Below are 22,652 nucleotides of genomic sequence, written 5' to 3' on the forward strand. Positions count from 1 at the left end.
CAAAAAACGTTTACTCGAACCGAGTAGGCGTTTTTTTATGAAGTAGAAGTTTTATAAGCTGACATGAAAGTGGTAAGATAAAGTAGAGATGTTATACAAAGAAGGTAATAAAAATGGTAAAACGATTAGTTGTAACGGGCTATAAAGCACATGAACTAGGCATATTTAACGATACGCATCCTGGTATTTCAATTATTAAACAAGCGATTAAAAATCGATTACTTCTTTTGATCGAAGATGGATTGGAATGGGTTATACTTAGTGGACAGCAAGGGGTTGAATCATGGACGGCAGAAATCGTCCTCGAGTTGAAAGAAGAATTTCCTTCATTAAAGTACGCCATCATCACTCCCTTTTTAGAACAAGAAAAAAATTGGAATGAGCAGAAACAAGAAAGATATAGAAGTTTATTATCTCAAGCCGATTATCAAACAAGCTTAACGAAAAGACCCTACGAGGCACCTTGGCAGTTCATCGAAAAAAATAAATTTTTACTTCGCAATTCCGATGGTATACTTATTGTTTACGACGAGGAAAACGAAGGCTCTCCAAAGTTTATAAAAAAATTAGCGCAAACATATATGGAGAAGGAAAATTATACACTTATTACGATAGATGCCTATGACCTTCAAACGATTGCCGAAGAAATTGCAGAAGAAACGAGGAATGATTTTATATGAGTAAACAAAATGTAGTATGTGAAAGATATGATAAAGAAACGGAAGAACTGGTATCAAAAGATTCGATGGAGTTTTTGAATACTCCCCTATCTCATTTGAAAGAAAAGAAAAATGAATATGTCTTTTTACAAGCAGAAGATTTGAATGCATTAAAAGTGGATGGTCTAGTAATAGAATACKACGAAGTATTTGAAGTATACACTGCTATGTTCGGGCTTTCGTTTCAGAAAAAATTTGCACCTAAAATTGAGGCTTACTTAAACGAACATTATAACAGTGAGAAAATGAATTATAGCATGATGTTCGCTGGTGATGAAGGCTTATGGGAAATAAATCTGCCATTAGATTACATCGATCAATTTAGCGAGAGCTTTACGATGGAAGAAGCCTATCAATTTCTACAATCATTCATCACTTCATTAGTGGAAGCAATCGAAATTTAATTAATTTACATAAACAGTTCTGCATATCACCCACCAAATTGACCAAACTATAGAGGATGTCCCAATACATTTTCTATAGGAGGAAAATTTGAATGAATCAAAACTCATTTGACCAAGGTCAAACGCATCAAAATATGCAAACTGGAAATGTTCCAGCCCAACTAAATCATGGTGGTCATGAATTATTCGATGTGCATGAAGTATTATCAACAGCTATTTCAGGCTTAAACTTGAAAACAATCCTTCGCCCCCATGTACAAGATCAAGAACTACTTGATATTTTAAATCGTCAATATGCATTTGCAATGGATGAATATAATATTACAGTAGAATGTTTCAAAACGGGTAAAGATCCTTCTCATCCTACTTCTAGCTATAAAATGCAAGGTGGCAATGATTTTATTTATGGGATGAAGCCTTCACAACCAAAAAAACCGATGCAAGGACCAAATGATATTACAGACGAAATGATTTCTGGCTATTTACTCGGTGCTGCAAAAGCTTCTGCAACGGCTAAAACAGCCGCTGCTTTAGAAACAACGAACCCAGTTGTCAGACGTGTACTTGCAGATTCCATTCCTAACTGTATTGAAATGGCATATGAACTTGCTATTTATCAAAACAAGCATCATTACTATCAAGTTCCACAGTTAACACAGCAAGACATGCAAGGTATACTTAATTCATACGCTCCTGCTCAAGGACCGACGAACAACCAAGTACAATAATACTGACTCATCCCTATTTGCAGTAGGGATGAGTTTTTATTATCCATTGTTTCCCTTTCCATTTACGCTATAATGGATATCAATGACATACAAAGGAAAGAAAAGGTGAATGGAATGCGAGTTGCAATTTTTGACTTTGACGGAACACTATATGCGGAGGAAACATTCAGGCTGTTAATGAATCATTTGAAAAAACACCCCAAATACGGAACAAAATATAAACGCTTTTACCGATCCATCCTACCTCCTTATATCGCCAATAAATTGAAACTATATCCAGATGCCAAAATGAAAGAACGTTCGATGCAACTATACATAGAAGCTTTTGATGGAATAACCGAAAAAGAAATGGTCACTTATTTTGAAGAACTAACGAAACCCGTTCAACAAGATTTCAATCCAGCAGTTTTGACTAGACTTCAAAACCACCAAGCTGAAAATATACATATACTGCTTGTTTCTGGTGCTTATAGGCAGTTTTTGCATCAAGTTACAGTAGGAATTTCTTTTGACCAAATTATCGGTACAGAAATTTCCTATAAGAACAATAAAGTCGATACCCAAACTGTTATCAAACATATAAATGGCACACGAAAAACAGTGAATATATTAAAGGCACTTGAAGGACAACCAATTGATTGGGAAAATAGTTACGCATACGGAGATAGCTTTTCAGACTTGCCAGTGCTAGAACTTGTTGGAAATCCAGTTGCAGTAAATCCGGAAGAAAAACTGAAGGTAATTGCAGAAGAGCGTGGTTGGGAGATTATTTAACACAAAAGAAGCATCGGGCTAAGCACGATGCTTTTTTCTTAATCCTACGTATAAGGCAGCTCTTCACCGTTTAGTAAAGCTTTTAGATTAGCTAGAGACATTTCATAGCCCTTCGAATTTATTGTTACTCTCGTTCCATCGCCTTCCTCTTCTAGCGCAAAAGATAGGAGCGATTGCTGTGAGTCTAAATAAAAAGAAAGCGCTTGATAAGTGGTTACTTTGGTGATTGTTAATGTCATTTGTACTTTTTCTGATAAATTATTATGAACACTAGGCATTAACGTAAAATAGGCTTTTTCTCCAACTGACTGCTTCGGCATTTTCCAAAACGAACCCGGTGCATACCACTTAGAAAGTTGGTTTTCGTCAATAATGGCATCCCAAACAATACTTCTATCCATATCAATGAAAATGGAACTTTTATCTTCACTATTTTTCATTTTTTTAACCTCTTTATCCGATTTAGTTACACTGTTTAGTTTATCATATATAAGCTTGATTTATCACCGGAATGAAGTGCTTACAATTGGGTAAAATATAATTAAAAATTGTATCACAATTGGAATGAGGCGATCTGCATGGAAAGAAGTAATTGCGATTTTTCTCCACTCAAGGAACAATTAATAAAAGAACTTAAAAAAGTATCAATGGAAGTTGATATCGGATTAAAAACGTTAACAGAAGATAATTTTTGTCTGTTAGGCAAACTAGCCACTATTAAAGAACATTTTGAAAAAGCGGAAGCCATGGCAGCTTCTTTTTATTTAAACTGTTATTTGTCCCCATTCACTGATATGTACTTAGATATCTCGACTGCTCTACAGCATCTTTCTAATCAAAGGCATGGTGCTTTAATTGTAATCGAAAGAGAAGACCCCGTAGATACTATTATTCGCTCTGGTACTCCAATGGGCGCAAGGTTAACACATTCATTGTTAGAAACCATTTTCTATCCAGGAAATCCTCTTCATGATGGTGCCATTTTAATCCGCAGTAACCAAATTCTATCTGCAGCAAATGTTCTTCCTTTGTCGAGCATATTTGTAGGAGAAAAAAAACTTGGTACTCGCCATCGTGCTGCTATAGGATTATCCGAAAGATGTGATGCACTCGTATTAGTTGTTTCAGAAGAGACGGGCAAGGTTTCTTTTGCTTTAAACGGAGAGCTTCACCCTATTATTACAACTAGCTCTGCAATCCTTTAATCCCATTGTCATCCATATTAGTTTTATCATTTTCGTTATCATTAACGCATTAGTCTAGGTCCGTTCCTATTTATTACATATCATAACAGGAGGGATGAATTCTTTTATCCTTCATTTCAACGTAGGAGGTGAAAGTTATGAGCTATGGATATGGTGGTGGCTACGGTGCTGGATATGAAGGTGGCTATGGTGGCGCTGGCTCAAGTTTTGTATTGATTGTTGTACTGTTTATTCTTCTTATTATCGTAGGTGCAACTTTTCTTGCATAAAAAGCATCATTGTATATTCATTTGAAATAGTAAAGGGCGGACTTAAAACATCCGCCCTTTCGCTTTTTATATTTTTTTAAATTCGTATATTAATATGTTTTTCTTGTAAGTATGCTTTAATCTCCGAAATTGTGTAATCTCCGTAATGAATCATCGAAGCTACAAGTGCTGCATCCGCATGACCTTCTGTAAAAACTTCCTCAATATGCGCAAGTTCTCCAGCCCCCCCAGAAGCAATAATCGGCACATTTACTTTTTCGGAAAGTAATTTAATGAGCTCGATATCGTAGCCATTTTTCATACCATCTTTATGAATACTAGTACAGATGATTTCCCCAGCACCAAGTTCTGTTGCTTGCTGTGCCCATTCAACGACGTCCATCCCTGTTTTTTCATGACCGGAATGTGTATAAACTTCCCATCTAATTATTTCTTCCTCATCATTATATATAGGCATGGCATCTAATCCTAAAACGACACATTGTTTCCCGTAAATTTCAGCGGCTTCTCGAAGAAGCTCCGGTCTAGCTACTGCTGCGGAGTTTACACCAACTTTATCTGCACCGGCACGAAGTAAACGTTTAAAATCATCGATTGTTCGTACCCCACCAATGACCGAAAACGGAATATATACTTGTTCTGCAACCTTTCGAATCCAGTCGATTTTCAAGTCTTGGCTTTTAAGTGAAGCAGTAGTGTCTAGATAGATTAATTCATCTGCTCCGTCTTCTGTATATTTTTTACCCAATTCTGCAGGATCTCCAATAATCGTTGGATTACGAAATTGTACATATTTTACTGCTTTATCATTCAACACATCGATTGCTGGAACGATTCTTTTTCTAAGCATATAGATTACTCCTTATTTACAGTAATTTTCTAATAATTGAATGCCATGTTTACCGCTTTTTTCTGGGTGGAACTGCACACCCATTACTTGTTCGTTCCCAATAACGCTAGCAAAATCGAATCCGTAATTAGTAACTCCTAACACATCCTTTTCCTCTGTAGCATTGGCATAGAAAGAATGTACAAAGTAAAAGTCTGCATCTTGAGGAATATGATGAAACAAGAAATGATTTTGGACATCTTTTACTTGGTTCCAACCCATATGAGGTACTTTTTCGAACGTTTCTTTAAATAAAGGGACACTTCCTTTGATCAAGCCTAAACATTCTACATTTCCCTCTTCACTTGTTTCCAAAAGAAGTTGCATGCCTAAACAAATGCCTAAAAGTGGCATTCCTTTTGAAACCTCTTCTTTTATATAGTCACTCAAGCCGGTTTCATTCAACACGTCCATGGCAACTTTTGCATTTCCAACCCCTGGTAATATTAGCTTTGTTATCGCCTCATCATGATCGCTCGATTTAGTAATAAGCTTTGTTTCATATTCTAAACGGTCGATCGCTTTTAATACACTATGTAAATTTCCTGCTCCATAATCGATTATGCCAATCATCGTTTTGCCTCCACTGTTTAGTATTCTTTTATTATGCCACCAATAGAGCAAAAAAAACAGAAAAACTTTAGTCTGCTAATAGAATAAACCAGTCATTATGAAATGACTGGTTGTTTACTGACGTAGGCATCCACTTTTTTCGCTACTTCCTGCCCTTCTTTTATCGCCCAAACGATAAGACTTTGCCCTTTTCTTGCGTCTCCTGCAGTAAATATGCCTTCCACATTCGTCGCGTAATCCTTTGTGGAAGCGGCAATTTTTTTGTTCACAATGTTTACACCGAATTGGGTTGGTAGTGTTAGTTCTGGACCTTCGAATCCAATCGCTACAAACACAAATTGTGCTGGCCACACTTTTTCAGTACCAGGAACTTCTCGGAAAAAATGATAGCCATCCTCACCCAGTATTTTTTCCATTTGAATCGTATGAAGCTCTTTCAAATTACCTTTTGCATCCGGGACCATTTTCGTCGTTTGGATCAAATATTCACGAGGATCTTTGCCATATTTCGCTTCTGCTTCTTCATAAGCATATTCTAATTTATAAATAGTTGGATCAGTAGGCCATAAATTATCATCCGCCCTGGAAACAGGTAATTGTGGGTGTTTCCCGAACTGGACAACTGATTTACATTTTTGACGAATTGCTGTAGCAACGCAATCGGCACCTGTGTCTCCACCACCAATTACGATGACGTCTTTTCCTTTCGTATCAATATACTGTCCGTCTTTAAAATTAGAATCTAATAAACTTTTTGTTGTTGTCGTTAAATAATCCATTGCCAGATGAACACCGTTTGAAGTGCTCCCTTCCATATGAAGCGCTCGTTGTTTTTGTGCGCCAATACATAAAATGATCGCATCGAATTGTTCTTTTAATTGTTGTGCTGAAATGTCTTTACCGATTTCTGTATTTAAGACAAAATCGATTCCTTCTTGCTCTAGCAACTGAATCCGACGTTCCACCACTTCTTTTTCGAGCTTCATGTTCGGTATCCCGTAAGTAAGTAACCCTCCAGCGCGGTCCGCACGCTCATAGACAGTGACGGAGTGACCAGCTTGGTTTAAGTCATCGGCACTTGCAAGTCCAGCAGGTCCTGAGCCTACGATAGCGATTTTTTTCCCTGTACGCTGATTTGGAATTCTAGGTACTACCCAACCATTTTCAAATCCTTTATCAATAATTGTCCGTTCAATATTTTTGATAGAAACTGCCGGATCTGAAATAGCTAGTGTACACGATCCTTCACAAGGAGCTGGACAAACCCGACCAGTAAATTCAGGGAAATTATTGGTCATCGATAGCCTTTCTAGTGCTTCTTGCCATTTCCCTTTATATACCAAATCATTCCACTCTGGGATTAAGTTATTAATCGGACACCCTGCAGTTGCGCCTCGTATTTCAATCCCCATATGACAAAAAGGCGTACCGCAATCCATACATCTTGCCCCTTGTGTTTGAAGTGCCTCGTCTGTTAACTTGGAGGCATACTCCCCCCAGTTTTTAATACGTTTAAGGGGGGCTTCCTCCTTTCCTTTTTCTCGATTATAATCCATAAATCCAGTAGGTTTACCCATTTGTATTCCCCCCTCTTATTTTTTTACTAGTGTAAGTGGCTTCTTTTCTTCCTTAACAGAAGTGGCTAAAAATGCTTGCATCGATGCTGCATCATCGGTTAAACCATTCCGTTTAAATTCAGCAATTTTATCGAGCATTTTCTTATAATCATTCGGCACTACTTTTACTATTTGTTGAGCTACGACATCCCATTTATCAAGTATGTTCATTGCTTTGGTGCTTTTTGTGTAATAATAATGATCCATTATTAATTGACGAATGGAATGCCTTTCTTCTGATAATTCTACTCGTTCCAACGCGATCATTTCCATATTGCATTTTTCTTTTAATCCGTCCAAGTCATCAACAAGTACATACGCAACTCCGCCTGACATCCCTGCTGCGAAGTTTTTCCCTACATCCCCTAGTATAATGGCGCGGCCACCAGTCATATATTCACAACCATGATCACCAATGCCTTCTACGACTACATCAACCCCACTATTTCGAACTGCAAAGCGCTCCCCAGCACGTCCATTAATAAATGCAGTTCCACTTGTTGCACCGTATAATGCAACATTTCCAGCAATCACATTACCTTCCGCGACTCCTTTTATAGGTGCCGACACAATCAGTTTCCCACCAGATAAACCTTTACCAAAGTAATCATTTACATCTCCTGTAACATACATCGACATCCCTTTTGGTACAAAAGCGCCGAAACTCTGACCGGCACTACCCGTAAACCTGAGTATAATGGAATCATCCGCTAATCCACTAGCCCCATATAGCTTAGAGATTTCGCTACCAATCACCGTACCTACTACACGGTCCGTATTTGCAATTGGATAACTCAACTCCACTTTTGATTGGTTTAAAATGGCATGTTCTACTTTCGGTAATAGTTTTGTTAAGTCAAAAGATTGTTCAATTTTATGGTTTTGAATTGTTTTAAAGGTTCGCGGTCCTTCTGGTTGATAAAGAAGTGCCGTTAAATCCAAGTGTTTTGCTTTCCAATGTACTTTAGCACGATCACTCACTTCTAGTACGTCCGTGCGTCCTACCATCTCTTCTATCGTTCTAAATCCAAGTAATGCCATATATTCACGTACTTCTTCTGCTACGAATTTCATAAAGTTGACGACATAATCCGCAGTTCCGGTAAATTTATCCCGTAGCGCTGGATTTTGAGTAGCAATACCTACTGGACAAGTATCTAAATGACAAGCCCGCATCATCACACACCCTAAAACGATTAATGGAGCGGTTGCAAAACCATATTCTTCTGCACCGAGCAGCGCAGCCATCACTACGTCTTTACCTGTCATCAATTTCCCGTCTGTCTCAAGTCTGACTCGATCACGAAGTCCATTGAGCATTAATGTTTGATGGGCTTCAGCAAGGCCAAGCTCCCAAGGAAGCCCCGTATGCTTAATGCTCGTTTTCGGAGATGCCCCAGTTCCTCCGTCGTAGCCACTAATAACAATGACATCTGCCGCACCCTTTGCCACACCAGCTGCAATTGTACCAACACCAGATTTTGCGACTAGTTTTACACTGATACGAGCCGTTCTATTAGCATTTTTTAAGTCATGGATTAATTGCGCCATATCTTCAATCGAATAAATATCATGATGCGGAGGTGGAGATATTAATCCAACTCCAGTTGTAGAACCACGAACATCCGCTACCCATGGATATACTTTATTGCCAGGTAACTGACCGCCTTCCCCAGGTTTTGCCCCTTGCGCCATTTTTATCTGCAGTTCATCTGCTTGCACTAAATAATGGCTTTTTACACCAAATCGACCGGAAGCAATTTGTTTGATCGCACTTCGACGATTATCACCATTTGCATCTAGGTCATAGCGGCTTGGATGCTCACCGCCTTCTCCACTATTACTTTTGCCACCAATCCGGTTCATGGCTATAGCAAGTGTTTCATGTGCTTCTTTGCTAAGTGAACCGAATGACATTGCACCGGTTTTAAAGCGTTTGACAATGGAATCCACTGACTCTACTTGTTCTAGTGGGATTCGTTTAATGCCTTGTTTGAACGTCCATAAATTACGTAAAAATCCGATGCGTTCTTCATTTGCCATTTCGGCATATTGTCTATATAAACCGAAATCTCCTTTTCGAGTAGCCCACTGAAGTGTATGAATCGTTTTCGGATTAAAGGCATGATGCTCCCCTGTGCTTCTCCACTGGAAATCACTACCTGAATCTAAAGATGTCCCCTTGGAATTTAGTGCTTCTTGATGGCGTTTATTTGCTTCTTCGGCAATCGTTTCTAAATTGATTCCTCCGATTTGTGATGCAGTTCCAGTGAAATAGCGATCGATTACTTCTTTACTAATGCCTACTGCTTCAAAAACCTGTGCACCACGGTAACTTTGCACAGTCGATATCCCCATTTTGGACATGACTTTGACGACACCATCGGCTATACCTTTACTATATTTTTTTACGGCTTCTTCGTAGCTTGTGTCAATACGTCCCATTTTTATTGCTTCTGCAATCGTCGCATAGGCAAGATAAGGGTTAATCGCATCTACACCGAAACCGATTAGGGCAGCAAATTGATGCACTTCTCTTACTTCACCAGACTCGACGATGATACTTACTTTCGTTCGATTTCCTGTTCGCAGTAAATGTTGGTGAAGGCTACTTGCCGCAAGTAATACAGGTATAGTTGTTTGATTGGCTTCTAAATGTCGGTCGGTCAGAATGAGTAAAGTTTTTCCACTTGCTATATATTCATCTGCTTGTTTACTAATATTGGTCAAATCATTTTCTAAGTCTTCTGTCATTTCTAAATAAATTGTTCCGCTTTGAAAATGTGTTGATGTCATTTTTGTCAGTTGTTTAAACTGGCTATTCGTTAAAATTGGTGTATCTAGAAATATCCGCTTACTATTGTTTTCAGTTGGATGTAATAAATCTCCTTCTGCTCCCAGTAATGTCATCGTAGACGTAACAATATGCTCACGTATGGAATCGATTGGGGGATTCGTCACTTGCGCAAATAATTGTTTAAAATAATTGAATAATGATTGTGGTCGATCCGATAAAACGGCAAGCGGTGTATCACTACCCATTGAACCAATTGGGTCTTTGCCATCTAATGCAATGGGAACGATATATTTTTGAATATCTTCATAGGTGTATCCGAATACTTTTTGTTTGAATAAAAGATTTTCTATTTGCTCTGGCTTTTCATTTTCCCAAGTAATTTTTACTAAGTGGTCGTTTAGCCACTCTTCATATGGTAATGCATTTGCCATCTGGGACTTAATTTCTTCATCTGAAATAATACGACCTTGTTCCAAATCGATAAGTAACATTTTTCCAGGGCTTAAACGCTCTTTCAATAAAATATTCTCTTCTTCTACATCCACTACTCCTACTTCCGAAGAGAAAATTATATAATCATCTTTTGTTACATAGTAGCGCGCTGGACGTAAACCATTGCGGTCTAAAATGGCTCCAATTTGTTTGCCATCTGTAAATGAAATTGCAGTTGGTCCATCCCACGGCTCCATTAAACTACTGTGATATGCATAGAAAGCTTCTTTCTCTTCACTAATATGCGGGTTTTCTGTCCAAGGCTCTGGTATTAACATCATCGCCGTATGCGCAGGTGTTCTACCGGCAAGTACAAAAAACTCAAAAGCGTTATCGAGCATGGAAGAGTCACTTCCGTTTGTATCAATGATTGGTAATAATTTAGGAAGATCTGCTCCAAATGCTTCGGACACAAACTGTTGTTCACGAGCTTTCATCCAGTTTATATTTCCACGTAATGTATTAATTTCCCCGTTGTGGACGATGTATCGGTTTGGATGGGCCCTTTCCCAGCTTGGAAAAGTGTTGGTACTATAGCGAGAATGTACTAATGAAAAGGCAGATGTAAATAGCTCATCTTGTAGGTCTACGTAAAATAGATCCACTTCTTTCGGTGTGAGCAATCCTTTATAAACAATTGTTTGGCTAGAAAGACTTGCACAATAAAATTTCTTCTCTTGTTGGTGCGCCCAGTGCTCCACTTGCTTTCTTATGATGTATAATTTGCGTTCAAATGCAAGTGAGTCCGTTGATTTGAGTCCTTCTGATCTGATAAATACTTGGCGAACAACTGGCACTGTTTCTCTTGCTTTTTCGCTTAAGCATTCTGCATTAATCGGGACAGTTCTCCAGCCGATCAGTTCTTGCCCTTCCGCTGCAATAGTCTCGTTTATCTTTTGCTCAATTGCTTGGCGTTCTTCCGTGTTATTTGTAAAAAATAGCATTCCTACGCCGTATGCCCCACTTTTCGGCAAATTCCATTTGTTACAAACAACACGAAAATAAACATCTGGGATTTGAACCATAAGCCCAGCACCATCTCCTGTTTGACCATCGCTTCCTCGTCCAGCACGGTGGTCTAGCCTGCATAACATTTCTAGTCCTTTTTTGACAATATCATGTGTTTGTTTTCCTTTTATATGTGCATATAAACCTATCCCGCATGCGTCATGTTCAAACGCTGGATCGTACATGCCTTGTGCTTTCGGTATTTGATGAAATGTCATGTGAATCCCTCCATCTTTTAAAAAAACTATCTTAGGAATATTGTATGTTTTCAAACTAATACAAACAATATATAATTTGGATATAAATCATCTACATTTTAGATAGGTTAGGAGGAAACGATGGAAATACGCCAATTGAGGTACTTTATCGAGGTAGCAGAACGGGAACATATTTCAGAAGCAGCAGTACATTTGCATGTGGCACAATCAGCTGTCAGCAGACAAATCGCCAATTTAGAAGATGAACTGGGAGTACAACTTTTCGAGCGTGTTGGAAGAAATGTGAAGCTGACGCCAATTGGGAAGATTTTTTTGGAACATAGTATTTCCGCATTACAAGCAATCGATTATGCCAAAAAGCAAATTGAGGAATATTTAGATCCGGATACAGGTACGATTAAAATCGGCTTCCCTACAAGTTTAGCCGGCCATTTTCTACCTACTGTCATTTCCGCATTTAAAAAAGAGTATCCGCATGTCGCATTCCATTTACGGCAAGGTTCTTATCATTATTTGATTGATGCTGTGAAAAATAGGGAGCTGAATCTTGCTTTTTTAGGGCCACTTCCACCAAAGGATCATTCCATTAACACATCCATTTTATTTACCGAAAACTTTTCGGCGCTTTTACCTTCTACACATCTACTTTCCAAACGTGAGAAAATTCATTTAAAAGATTTAATGGATGATGATTTCATTTTATTTCCGGAAGGTTATGTTTTACGTAAAATTGCACTAGAGGCTTGTCATTCTGTCGGCTTTACACCGAACACTTCTTCGGAAGGGGAAGATATGGATGCGATTAAAGGATTGGTTGCAGCAGGAATGGGGGTTAGCTTACTTCCAGAAAGTTCTTTTTATGATGCAACACCACGTTTTACAGTTAAACTTCCTATTGAAACGCCGATTATCAGGAGAACAGTTGGCATTATTAGTCCTGCAACGAGGGATTTATCGCCATCAGAAAAAGTGTTCCACCAATTTGTCATCCGATTTTTTGCGGTACTTGGTCAGTATCAATGAAAAAGACAGGAAATCGCGAATTTCACGATTCCCTGTCTTTTATTTATCTTCTGAGAAAAAATTCGATTATAAAACACTCAATTTTTCATCCTTCAGATCACTAATGAACATACAACCAGGTGCATGCGTAATCATAATAGCAGGCTTACTTTGCATCGCAACCGCTTGTGGTGTAACCCCGCAAGCCCAAAATACAGGGATTTCCCCTTCTTTAATCGTTACTGTATCTCCAAAATCCGGTTTATCAATATCCGATATTCCAATCTGAGCCGGATTTCCAATATGTATTGGAGCCCCGTGCACCCCTGGGAATCGAGAAGTAATTTGAATTGCACGAATTGCATCCTCATGAGACATCGGACGCATACTCACTACAGTTGGCCCTTCAAAAACCCCTGCTTTTTCACACGCAATATTTGTTTTATACATTGGCACATTACAATTTTCCTCGATATGTCGAATCGGGATCCCCGCTTCAAGTAAAGGAGTTTCGAATGTAAAACTGCAGCCAATTAAAAATGCGACCATATCGTCTTCCCAATATTCTTTAATATCCGTTATCTCTTCAGTAAATTCTCCATCTTTATAAATACGGTATTTAGGAATATCCGTTCGAATATCCGCTTCATTTCCAATTAAACTTGGCGTATAGGAGCCTATCTCTGTTACATCCACTAATGGGCAAGATTTTGGATTTCGCTGACAAAATAATAGAAAGTCAAATGCATGTTCTTTCTTTAATATAGCTAAATTCGCTTGTGTATAACCTTTCGCCATTCCTGCTGTTGGGCCGATGATTTCTCCAGCACGAATTCGCGCACGCAAGTCATTTGGCGACATTGTTTCATAATTCCCCATCTTATTGAACTCTCCTTTTTATTTAAACAGTAATGGAATTTGTTCTATCAAAGTCATAATACCGAGCACTCCCATCACAACTACTACTAATCCCCCGGTAATTGTTAACCAAAGTGGATGTTTATAGGCACCTACAATATCTTTTTTATATGCAGCGACTAACAATGTTCCAAGTGCTAACGGTAAAATTAGTGCATTTAAGGCACCTACAAGAAGTAGGATATTGACAGGTCGTCCAACTAATGCGAACGTGACTGTTGATATTAAAATGAACAAAATAATAATCCAGTTGTGGTATTTTTCAATTTTCGGATGGAAAGATCGGATAAATGATACAGATGTATAAGCCGCTCCTACTACAGATGTAATTGCTGCAGCCCACATAATAACACCGAAAATTCGATAACCAATTTCACCTGCAGCAAGTCTGAAAACGGATGCTGGTGGATTTTCTGGGTCAATTGCAAGTCCCTGGCTAACTACACCTAGTACTGCCAAAAATAAGGCTACTCGCATAATTCCCGTCACCGCAATTCCAGTGACCGAACTCTTTGTTACTTCTGGTAATGATTCTATACCTTTAACACCGGCATCTAAAAGACGGTGCCCCCCTGCGAAAGTGATATAGCCACCAACTGTACCACCCACTAGGGTAACAATGGCAAAGATACTTATTTCAGTCGGTGCGAATGTATTTACAACCGCCTCTCCAATTGGTGGAGATGTTATAAACGCAACATATACCATTAAAATAATCATGACAAATCCTGCAATTTGAGCAACTTTATCCATTGCTTTCCCTGCTTCTTTCACGACAAATATAAAAATTGCAAATGCTGCACTAATGATAGCCCCTGTAATCGGTTCCAAACCAAGCATCGCATTTAAGCCTAGCCCCGCTCCCGCTACGTTCCCAATATTAAATGCAAGACCGCCCATTACAATAAGAATTGCTAAAACCACTCCAAGACCTGGTAATACTTTGTTTGCAATTTCTTGGCCACGCAGTCCTGAAACAGCAATAATTCTCCACACGTTTATTTGCGCAAAAACGTCCAGTAACAAGGAAATTAAAATAACAAATGCAAAACTTGCAGCAAGTTGCTGAGTAAATACCGTTGTTTGTGTTAAAAACCCTGGCCCAACCGATGATGTTGCCATTAAAAATGCTGCACCAAGCAGGACGCTTCTTCCAACTTTCTTTTTAGTACCAATTTTTTCTATTTTTTGCTCTTCCATCCGACGAACTCTCCCCTTATTCGAACCCAGCAGTGACTACAATATTATTAGTCTCTAACGTCTCTTTAATGTATTGTGCGAAAGATACAGCATGTTCTCCATCCCCGTGGATACAAACCGTATCTGCTTTTATCAAGACTTCCGTGTTTTGTTGTGAAATTACTTTTCTTTCCGTCACCATTTTAACAACTTGTGCTACAGATTTTTTCGCATCCGTAATAAGAGCATCGCTTTGTTTACGTGACGTTAATGATCCATCCGACTGATATGTACGATCTGCAAATACTTCATGTGCTGTACGCAAGCCAATTTTTTCACCTGCCGTTGTTAGCTCGCTTCCTGCTAAACCAAACAGCACTAAATTAGGTGAAATATCATAAACAGCTTGAGCTAAAGCTTGTGCGAGCTCGGCGTCTTTTGCGGCCATATTATATAAAGCACCATGCGGCTTTACGTGCTGCATTTTTTCTCCAAAAGTCGAAAGAAAACCATTTAAAGCCCCAATTTGATAAACAACGATGTCATATCCTTCTTGGGGGGTTATTTTCATTTCCCTTCGACCAAACCCATTTAAATCAGGTAGCCCAGGATGTGCCCCAATTTTTACTCCATTCTCTATTGCTAATTTTACAGTTTCTCGCATAACTCCCGGGTCACCTGCATGAAATCCACATGCAATATTAGCAGAGGTAACATATTTCAAAATTTTCTTTTGTTCCCCTAGTTTATAACGACCAAAACTTTCCCCTATGTCACAATTCAAATCTACTCGCAACATTCTTATTCCCTCCCAAAATAGAAACTAAGCAATCACTTTTTATTCCGAATTTCGGAACACGAGTTTTGAAACTCAAAATAAGTTTATCACAATTAGATTTTTCTGAATAGATACCATTTTGGGACTCAATCAAAGATTTTGACTTGTAATTTGTTTCTAGACAATTATAATTATTACTATAATTCAATTATGGAACTGAAATACCGTATTTCGAAACTAGAGGAGCTGTTATTTGTGCCCAAACAATATATAGAAGCCAAGATGAAACCTTTGGGAGATTCTGCATTAATCGTACAGCTCGGTGAAGGGATAGACCTGAAAATTCACGAAATGGTAAAAAATCTTTCGGAACTGTTAACAGAGCAGCCATTTGATGGTTTTATTGAGTTCGTTCCTGCTTACAACAATATTACTGTCTATTACAATCCATATATTGTACATATGTCTCCAAAAAATAATAGATCTGCATTTGAAAAAGTAAGCGCGCATATGAATCAGTTGGTAAATCAGATTCAAATTAATTCGAAAGAAGAAGGCAGACTTGTCTCAATTCCTGTATGTTACGGAGGAGAGTTTGGTCCTGATTTGGAAAGTGTTGCCGAGTTTCATCAAATAACACCTGAAGAAGTCGTTCGAATTCATACTGAAAGTGAATGTTTAGTTTATATGCTTGGTTTTGCACCTGGGTTCCCATTTATGGGTGGCATGAATCCGCTAATAGCGACACCTCGTAGGGAAACTCCAAGATTATCTATAAAACCTGGTTCTGTAGGTATTGCTGGTAAACAAACGGGCATTTATCCATTAGAAACCCCTGGCGGATGGCAAATTATAGGAAGAACTCCATTTAACTTGTTTCTACCGCACCAATCTCCTCCGACTTTATTAAAAGCTGGGGACAGAATTCGATTCACACCCATTTCTACAAGTGATTACTTAAAGTACAAGGAGATGGAGTAGTAATGAGTGTAAAAGTATTGCGTGCAGGTTTGTTAACAACAGTACAGGACACCGGAAGATTTGGTTCCCAAAAATATGGTGTTATTGTTAGTGGTGCAATGGATAGTTATTCTTTAAGACTTGCAAATATTTTAGTCGGAAATAATGAACACGAAGCAACACTTGAAATTACTTTATATGGCACATCTCTTCAATTTGATGAAGATACATTGATCGCTATCACAGGAGGAGATTTATGCGCTACAATTGACGGAGTAATTGCCCCATTATGGCGCCCTATAGTCGTAAAGAAAAAGTCTATCTTAAAATTCAACTCTGCAATTAAAGGAAGCAGAGCGTATGTTGCCTTCTCAGGCGGAATAGATACTCCTCTAACACTTGGAAGTAAAAGTACATATCTTCGAGCTAATATTGGAGGATTTAAAGGAAGGGCCATTCAAAAAGGAGATATTATACCAATCGGTGAAGGTAATAAGGATTTATTTCAACGGGTGGAAAAAGGTGGTATTAATTGGTCCATTAATTTCAAAGAACTTATTTGTTTCAAACAAGACATAGTGATACGAATGGTAAAAGGAACGGAATTTGATCGCTTTGACAAAGTAAATAGAGAAACGCTTTTGAAAAATGCCTATACACTTACTATACAATCGGATCGAATGGGTTACCGATTGGATGGGTCCCCTATCTCACTTACGGATAAGTTCGAGCTCTTATCAGAAGGAGTTACTTTTGGAACTATACAAATACCACCAAATGGGCAACCTATCATTCTCATGGCAGATAGACAAACTACAGGTGGTTACCCTAAAATTGGGCAGGTAATTACCGCCGATTTGCCAAGTCTTGCCCAGCTTCAGCCTACCGCAACTATTCGTTTTAAAGAAGTTTCACTTGAGGAGGCAGAAACTGTTTTCATTGAAAACGAGCTAGCTATTAACAATATTAAAAATGGAATACATTATAAAATGTATCATTAAAGCCAAAAAATCCACTAAACTTTTTAGGTTAGTGGATTTTTTCATCTATTGATAACCTAGTTTCCTAGAAATTTCATTTGCTGCAGAAATAGCTTTTTCGGAAAAATAAGTGACATTTTCATTTTGATAATTCACTTCGATTCCAGCGATACTAATCCCCGCAACCACTTCTCCCTTATGATTATAAATCGGAGCAGCAATAGAAGATGTGTAATTTTCTAATTCCGAATGACTAATCGTATATCCATCTTTTCTTGCATTCTTTATACTTTCCAATAGTTTATCTTTATCCGTTATAGTCCTCATGGCAAAAGGTTTTAACTGGACATGTTCTAAATACAAAGCAATTTCATCATCTTGTAAAAAAGACAATAATACTCGCGAGCAGGCTCCCGCATATAAGGGACTTTTTCTTCCAACTGCGGTATATAAACGAACTTTCTGAAAAATATCTACTTTTTCAATATACATCGCTTCGTCGCCTTCTCTAACGATTAAGTTAATAGCTTCCTTTAATTCTTTATGTAAACTTTGCATAATTGGGTAGGCAATTTGTCGAAGATCTAATCTCGTAGAAACAAGATTTCCGTAAGTTAGAAAAAGCAGCCCTAAGCGATATTTTGAATCATTTCCTTTTTCTAGAAAACCCATTTCCTCCAGTGAAATAAGCATTCTATAAACCGATGTTTTCGGGATGTTCGATAACTCAATAATTTCTTGAAATGATAAGGCAGCATGCTCTATAAATAAGTTCAAAATATCCATTGAACGAACAACTGTTTTATTCTTCATAAACTCTCCTTTATCTCATTGCTCTTCATTTTCCTAAAACGAAAAGGTTCCTTTTTTCCTCGATAGTTAACGATAAAAATACTTAAACCAACCATTACTAATCCAATAACTAGCAAATAAGTAATTGGTTCTCCTAGAAAAGTAGCTCCTAAAATGACCGCAATAATTGGTACTAGAAACGTAAAAGCCCCAACTTTACTGGCCTCCCCTTCATTCATTAGCTTGTAATAAATAATATAGGCCAATGGAATGCCGAAAACCGCACCAAAGCTTAAACCAAACAAATATTTACTATTCCAAACGATGTCTGAAAAATTCTCAAAAATCGACCCAGTACCTATTAAAAATAATCCACCAATAATAAATTGGACCGAAACCATCCAATACGCATCTAATCGGTAACTTACTTTTTTTACGTAAATCACCCCAAAAGCCCAACTTACTGCTGTAATTAAACCTAAAACAACCCCGATTACAGAAACATGAAAAGTTAAACCATCTAAACTTACGACGACAATTCCGAGAAAACCTATTAACAAACCAATTATTTTAAGAGGCGTCATTTGTTCCGCTAACCAAATCCAGGCAAACAAACCTAGTAAAACTGGTTGAAAATAGACAAGAATCGAAAACAAGCCACCCGGCAAATAATTAAGCCCAACTGTTTGTATCCCAAAAAACAAAACCGTATTAAATAATGCAGAAATACAATACAATCGCCAATTTTCTTTCCAATTAATCTTCTCCCGTCGCTTCCATAATACAATCCCAAGCAAACACCCACCACTTAAAGCGCGCATTCCCGCAAACAGTAAAGGCGGAGTATAAGGTAACGAAGATTTATAAATCGGCCAACTAGCTCCCCATAAAAAAATAAGAAATAATAGCAATACTGTGGAATTCGTCAATACCTTTTTCAAGCTAACAACTCCCTTTCACATCTGTACCAACCCTATTACTCCACTATACACCCAAAAAATAAAACAGCCTACTACAACTTTTTATAGTCTAACCTTCACTTTATGACAATTGTGTTACTGGTGCCAGGCACCAGTAACACAATTGTCATAAAAGAACTAGATAACCTAGCTAATGATTAAGAATTATCCGAAAAATATAGAATTTTCACGATTTAGTGTGTTAAAATAAAGTGTACTTAGTGACTTATTAATTGGAGGTTGGCATCAATATTATGCAAGTAACAAACACGAAAACTGTTCAAGTAGAAAATGTACTAATCGCACATCAATTTTTAAAAGATGTAGTAGTACATACCCCTTTGCAAAAAAATGACTATTTATCTGAAAAATATGGAGCAACGATTTATATTAAACGTGAAGATTTACAACATGTTCGCTCCTTTAAATTAAGAGGCGCTTATTACAAGATTAAAACAATCGAACAACAAGCACGAGAACAAGGAGTCGTGTGTGCAAGCGCAGGAAATCACGCGCAAGGCGTAGCGTATGCATGTTCCCATTTACGAATATCTGCTACTATTTTCATGCCCTTAACTACACCAAAACAAAAAATTGACCAAGTGAAAATGTTTGGGCGAGAGTATGTGGAGATTATACTTGCTGGGGATACGTTTGATGACTCGGCAACTAGCGCAACAGCTTTTGCAGAAAAGGAAAATCGAATTTTCATCCATCCATTTGATGATTTAGACATTATCGCAGGTCAAGGAACGGTCGCGATTGAAATTATGAATGATATCGAAGAACCAATTGATTACATATTTGGTAGTATTGGTGGCGGCGGGTTAATAGCAGGACTTTCTACTTATATAAAGAACCTTTCCCCACTTACGAAAATAATTGGAGTAGAGCCCGCCGGAGCTGGAAGTATGAAAGCTGCCTTTGAAAACGAAGGTCCAATCGTTCTTGAAACCATCGATAAGTTTGTCGACGGGGCGGCTGTGCAATGTGCTGGAAGCCTTACTTATGAAACTTCTAAAAAATATGTAGATAATATTCTCCTTGTACCAGAGGGAAAAGTTTGCACAACTATTTTAGATTTGTACAATAAACATGCAATCATTGCAGAACCAGCAGGAGCACTTCCAATTGCAGCCCTCGATTTTTATAAAGAAGAGATTAAAGGGAAATCCGTTGTCTGTGTTATTAGCGGTGGTAATAACGATATTGGTAGAATGCAAGAAATAAAAGAAAAATCGCTTATGTATGAAGGGTTACTCTACTACTTTATCGTAAGCTTTCCACAAAGAGCTGGAGCACTCCGTAAATTTTTAGATAAAGTGCTTGGCCCAGAAGATGATATTACGACATTTGAATACACGAAGAAAAACAATAAAGAAAGCGGTCCTGCACTTGTAGGAGTCGAGTTAAAACATAAAGAAGACTATGATGGTCTTATTTTGCGATTAACTGAGAATGGATTTTCGTACAAAGAAGTCAATAAAGATAGTACATTATTTGATCTTCTTATTTAACTTCGAGCTAACTAATGCTTGTTATATCAACACTTTATCACTTGACCAAAGAGAAACAAAATGATTGGAAGATAAAATTTACTAAAATATCACATTTGATTTCTAGCAATATTTCTAGCAGTTTGATATAATGATTATTGAATTATAAAGATTCTAATCTAGGAGGAATTATTAATGGCTGAAAATCAAAACAACAACAAATTGACTACTGCAGCTGGCGCACCTGTAGTAGACAACCAAAACTCAATGTCCGCGGGTAAAAGAGGTCCCCTATTATTACAAGATATTTGGTTAATAGAAAAATTAGCTCACTTCGATAGAGAAGTAATTCCTGAGCGTCGTATGCACGCAAAAGGTTCTGCTGCATACGGTAAATTTACAGTAACAAATGATATTACAAGATATTCAAAAGCAGCACTATTCTCAGAGGTTGGAAAAGAAACAGAAATGTTCGTACGTTTCTCAACAGTAGCTGGTGAACGTGGAGCAGCTGACGCAGAACGTGATATCCGTGGATTCTCCATGCGTTTCTACACAGAACAAGGTAACTGGGATTTAGTTGGAAACAACACACCAGTATTCTTCTTCCGTGATCCACTTAACTTCCCAGACTTGAACCATGCAGTTAAACGTGATCCAAAAACAAATATGCGTAGCGCAAATAATAACTGGGATTTCTGGACAGGGCTTCCAGAAGCACTTCACCAAGTTACAATCGTTATGAGTGACCGCGGGATTCCTGCAACTTACCGCAACATGCACGGATTTGGTAGCCATACATTCAGTATGATTAATGCGGACAATGAGCGTGTTTGGGTTAAATTCCACATGCGTTCTCAACAACCAATTGAGAATTTAACAGACCAAGAAGCGGAAGAGTTAGTTGGTAAAGACCGTGAAAGTCACCAACGTGATCTTTTCGAAAATATCGAACAAGGTAACTTCCCTAAATGGAAAATGTACATCCAAGTAATGACAGAAGAACAAGCAAAAAATCACCCGGACAATCCATTCGATTTAACAAAAGTTTGGTATAAAGGCGATTATCCATTAATCGAAGTTGGTGAATGGGAATTAAATCGTAACCCTGAAAACTACTTTGCAGAAGTAGAGCAAGCAGCATTTACGCCTGCTAACGTAGTACCAGGTATTAGCTTCTCTCCAGACAGAATGTTACAAGGTCGTTTATTCTCATATGGGGATGCGCAACGTTACCGTTTAGGGGTTAACCACCACCAAATTCCAGTTAACCAACCAAAATGCCCTGTTCACTCTTTCCATAGAGACGGAGCAATGCGTACAGATGGTAACTTAGGTGGAACACTTCACTATGAACCAAACACTTATGGTCAATGGAAATCACAACCAGAGTTTAAAGATCCAGCATTAGCACTTGATGGTGGAGCAGATATTTACGATTTCCACGAAGATGATAGTAACTATTTCGAGCAACCAGGTAAATTATTTAACTTAATGAGCCCTGAGCAACAACAATTATTATTCGAAAACACAGGAAGAAACATGCAAGGTGTAGACAAACATATTCAACTGCGTCATATCACTCATTGCTATAAAGCTGATCCTGCTTACGGTAAAGGTGTAGCAGATGCTTTAGAAATCGAATGGGCAGAAGTAGAAGCAGCATTAACTTCTGCTGAATAAGACGACATCCAAAAGCACCCGGGACAAAACAAAAAAATCAAATTTCTCACTGAGAAATTTGATTTTTTTGATTATGCTAAATTGATTTCCTTTACGAAAGACGCGTATCCATTAGCACGGCTCGAACCTGTAGTCACTACCTTGTATGACTAAGGCTAACGCTTTCGCCACAAAAATATATAGCGAAATAAGCGGAAATTTTCCGGTTACATA

The 22,652-nt window shown here is 38.1% G+C and carries 21 protein-coding genes; 11 read left to right on the plus strand and 10 right to left on the minus strand.

The window, feature by feature from the left end:
- Window positions 1–113 precede the first annotated feature (113 nt).
- The 4 genes from AC1DFT_RS13155 to AC1DFT_RS13170 all read left to right on the plus strand — a co-directional run bounded on the left by AC1DFT_RS13155 (window position 114) and on the right by AC1DFT_RS13170 (window position 2,625).
- Entirely contained in the window at window positions 114–680 is a 567-nt protein-coding gene (locus AC1DFT_RS13155) for an SLOG family protein (protein WP_478159210.1), read from the plus strand.
- Entirely contained in the window at window positions 677–1,123 is a 447-nt protein-coding gene (locus AC1DFT_RS13160; RefSeq protein WP_478159211.1) for a branched-chain amino acid aminotransferase, read from the plus strand. Before AC1DFT_RS13155 ends, AC1DFT_RS13160 begins: the two co-directional genes overlap by 4 nt.
- 92 nt (window positions 1,124–1,215) lie before the next feature.
- Window positions 1,216–1,851 carry a spore coat protein gene (locus tag AC1DFT_RS13165; RefSeq protein ID WP_478159212.1) on the plus strand — a complete coding sequence of 212 codons (636 nt, stop codon included), beginning with the start codon at window positions 1,216–1,218 and terminating at the stop codon, window positions 1,849–1,851.
- 114 nt (window positions 1,852–1,965) lie between these two features.
- Window positions 1,966–2,625 carry an HAD family hydrolase gene (locus AC1DFT_RS13170; protein ID WP_478159213.1) on the plus strand — a complete coding sequence of 220 codons (660 nt, stop codon included), beginning with the start codon at window positions 1,966–1,968 and terminating at the stop codon, window positions 2,623–2,625.
- A gap of 44 nt (window positions 2,626–2,669) precedes the next feature.
- On the opposite strand, the gene AC1DFT_RS13175 is transcribed toward AC1DFT_RS13170, so the two are convergent.
- On the minus strand, window positions 2,670–3,065 hold the full coding sequence (locus tag AC1DFT_RS13175; RefSeq protein ID WP_478159214.1) for an SRPBCC family protein: 396 nt from the start codon (window positions 3,063–3,065) through the stop codon (window positions 2,670–2,672).
- Window positions 3,066–3,203: 138 nt separating this feature from the next.
- Between AC1DFT_RS13175 and cdaS the strand changes: the two genes are divergently transcribed.
- Entirely contained in the window at window positions 3,204–3,830 is a 627-nt protein-coding gene (cdaS, locus tag AC1DFT_RS13180) for a sporulation-specific diadenylate cyclase CdaS (protein WP_478159215.1), read from the plus strand.
- 137 nt (window positions 3,831–3,967) lie between these two features.
- Window positions 3,968–4,099 (plus strand): YjcZ family sporulation protein, encoded by a 132-nt coding sequence (locus tag AC1DFT_RS13185; RefSeq protein ID WP_478159216.1) that lies wholly within the window; start codon window positions 3,968–3,970, stop codon window positions 4,097–4,099.
- 76 nt (window positions 4,100–4,175) lie between these two features.
- On the opposite strand, the gene hisF is transcribed toward AC1DFT_RS13185, so the two are convergent.
- The 4 genes from hisF to gltB all read right to left on the minus strand — a co-directional run bounded on the left by hisF (window position 4,176) and on the right by gltB (window position 11,692).
- Complete coding sequence (gene hisF, locus AC1DFT_RS13190) at window positions 4,176–4,949, minus strand: imidazole glycerol phosphate synthase subunit HisF (RefSeq protein ID WP_478159217.1); 774 nt, start codon at window positions 4,947–4,949, stop codon at window positions 4,176–4,178.
- 12 nt (window positions 4,950–4,961) lie between these two features.
- Window positions 4,962–5,561 (minus strand): imidazole glycerol phosphate synthase subunit HisH, encoded by a 600-nt coding sequence (gene hisH / locus AC1DFT_RS13195; protein ID WP_478159218.1) that lies wholly within the window; start codon window positions 5,559–5,561, stop codon window positions 4,962–4,964.
- 95 nt (window positions 5,562–5,656) lie between these two features.
- Window positions 5,657–7,138: a glutamate synthase small subunit gene (gltD, locus tag AC1DFT_RS13200; protein ID WP_478159219.1), complete on the minus strand. Its 1,482-nt coding sequence runs from the start codon at window positions 7,136–7,138 to the stop codon at window positions 5,657–5,659.
- 15 nt (window positions 7,139–7,153) lie between these two features.
- Window positions 7,154–11,692, minus strand: coding sequence for a glutamate synthase large subunit (gene gltB, locus AC1DFT_RS13205; RefSeq protein WP_478159220.1), 4,539 nt, complete (start codon window positions 11,690–11,692; stop codon window positions 7,154–7,156).
- A 120-nt stretch (window positions 11,693–11,812) separates the two neighbouring features.
- Here gltB and gltC point away from each other — a divergent pair, with 120 nt between their 5' ends.
- Window positions 11,813–12,715, plus strand: a complete 903-nt coding sequence (gene gltC, locus AC1DFT_RS13210; protein WP_478159221.1) for a glutamate biosynthesis transcriptional regulator GltC — start codon at window positions 11,813–11,815, stop codon at window positions 12,713–12,715.
- Between the two features lie 66 nt (window positions 12,716–12,781).
- Here the strand turns inward: gltC and AC1DFT_RS13215 are convergent, their stop codons facing one another.
- From AC1DFT_RS13215 to AC1DFT_RS13225, 3 genes are read right to left on the minus strand one after another with little or no spacing between them, the layout of a single operon-like run.
- Window positions 12,782–13,573 carry a putative hydro-lyase gene (locus AC1DFT_RS13215; protein ID WP_478159222.1) on the minus strand — a complete coding sequence of 264 codons (792 nt, stop codon included), beginning with the start codon at window positions 13,571–13,573 and terminating at the stop codon, window positions 12,782–12,784.
- A gap of 18 nt (window positions 13,574–13,591) precedes the next feature.
- The gene (locus AC1DFT_RS13220; protein WP_478159223.1) at window positions 13,592–14,812 is read right to left on the minus strand and encodes an NRAMP family divalent metal transporter; all 1,221 of its coding nucleotides are present in this window, start codon (window positions 14,810–14,812) and stop codon (window positions 13,592–13,594) included.
- Between the two features lie 16 nt (window positions 14,813–14,828).
- Entirely contained in the window at window positions 14,829–15,590 is a 762-nt protein-coding gene (locus AC1DFT_RS13225; protein ID WP_478159224.1) for a LamB/YcsF family protein, read from the minus strand.
- Between the two features lie 234 nt (window positions 15,591–15,824).
- Here AC1DFT_RS13225 and pxpB point away from each other — a divergent pair, with 234 nt between their 5' ends.
- Together pxpB and AC1DFT_RS13235 are read left to right on the plus strand one after the other, a co-directional pair.
- Window positions 15,825–16,550 carry a 5-oxoprolinase subunit PxpB gene (gene pxpB, locus AC1DFT_RS13230; protein ID WP_478159225.1) on the plus strand — a complete coding sequence of 242 codons (726 nt, stop codon included), beginning with the start codon at window positions 15,825–15,827 and terminating at the stop codon, window positions 16,548–16,550.
- A gap of 2 nt (window positions 16,551–16,552) precedes the next feature.
- Window positions 16,553–17,530: a 5-oxoprolinase subunit C family protein gene (locus AC1DFT_RS13235; RefSeq protein WP_478159226.1), complete on the plus strand. Its 978-nt coding sequence runs from the start codon at window positions 16,553–16,555 to the stop codon at window positions 17,528–17,530.
- A gap of 45 nt (window positions 17,531–17,575) precedes the next feature.
- Here the strand turns inward: AC1DFT_RS13235 and AC1DFT_RS13240 are convergent, their stop codons facing one another.
- A complete protein-coding gene (locus AC1DFT_RS13240; RefSeq protein WP_478159227.1) occupies window positions 17,576–18,322 on the minus strand; it encodes an IclR family transcriptional regulator in 747 nt (248 codons plus the stop codon).
- On the minus strand, window positions 18,319–19,242 hold the full coding sequence (locus AC1DFT_RS13245; protein ID WP_478159228.1) for a DMT family transporter: 924 nt from the start codon (window positions 19,240–19,242) through the stop codon (window positions 18,319–18,321). Before AC1DFT_RS13245 ends, AC1DFT_RS13240 begins: the two co-directional genes overlap by 4 nt.
- A 272-nt stretch (window positions 19,243–19,514) precedes the next feature.
- On the opposite strand from AC1DFT_RS13245, the gene ilvA reads away from it, so the two are divergent.
- Together ilvA and AC1DFT_RS13255 are read left to right on the plus strand one after the other, a co-directional pair.
- Entirely contained in the window at window positions 19,515–20,777 is a 1,263-nt protein-coding gene (ilvA, locus tag AC1DFT_RS13250) for a threonine ammonia-lyase IlvA (RefSeq protein ID WP_478159229.1), read from the plus strand.
- Window positions 20,778–20,951: 174 nt separating this feature from the next.
- Window positions 20,952–22,439 (plus strand): catalase, encoded by a 1,488-nt coding sequence (locus AC1DFT_RS13255; RefSeq protein ID WP_478159230.1) that lies wholly within the window; start codon window positions 20,952–20,954, stop codon window positions 22,437–22,439.
- Window positions 22,440–22,652: the final 213 nt, after the last annotated feature.

The sequence above is a fragment of the Psychrobacillus sp. 05T411 genome, from assembly GCF_056396485.1.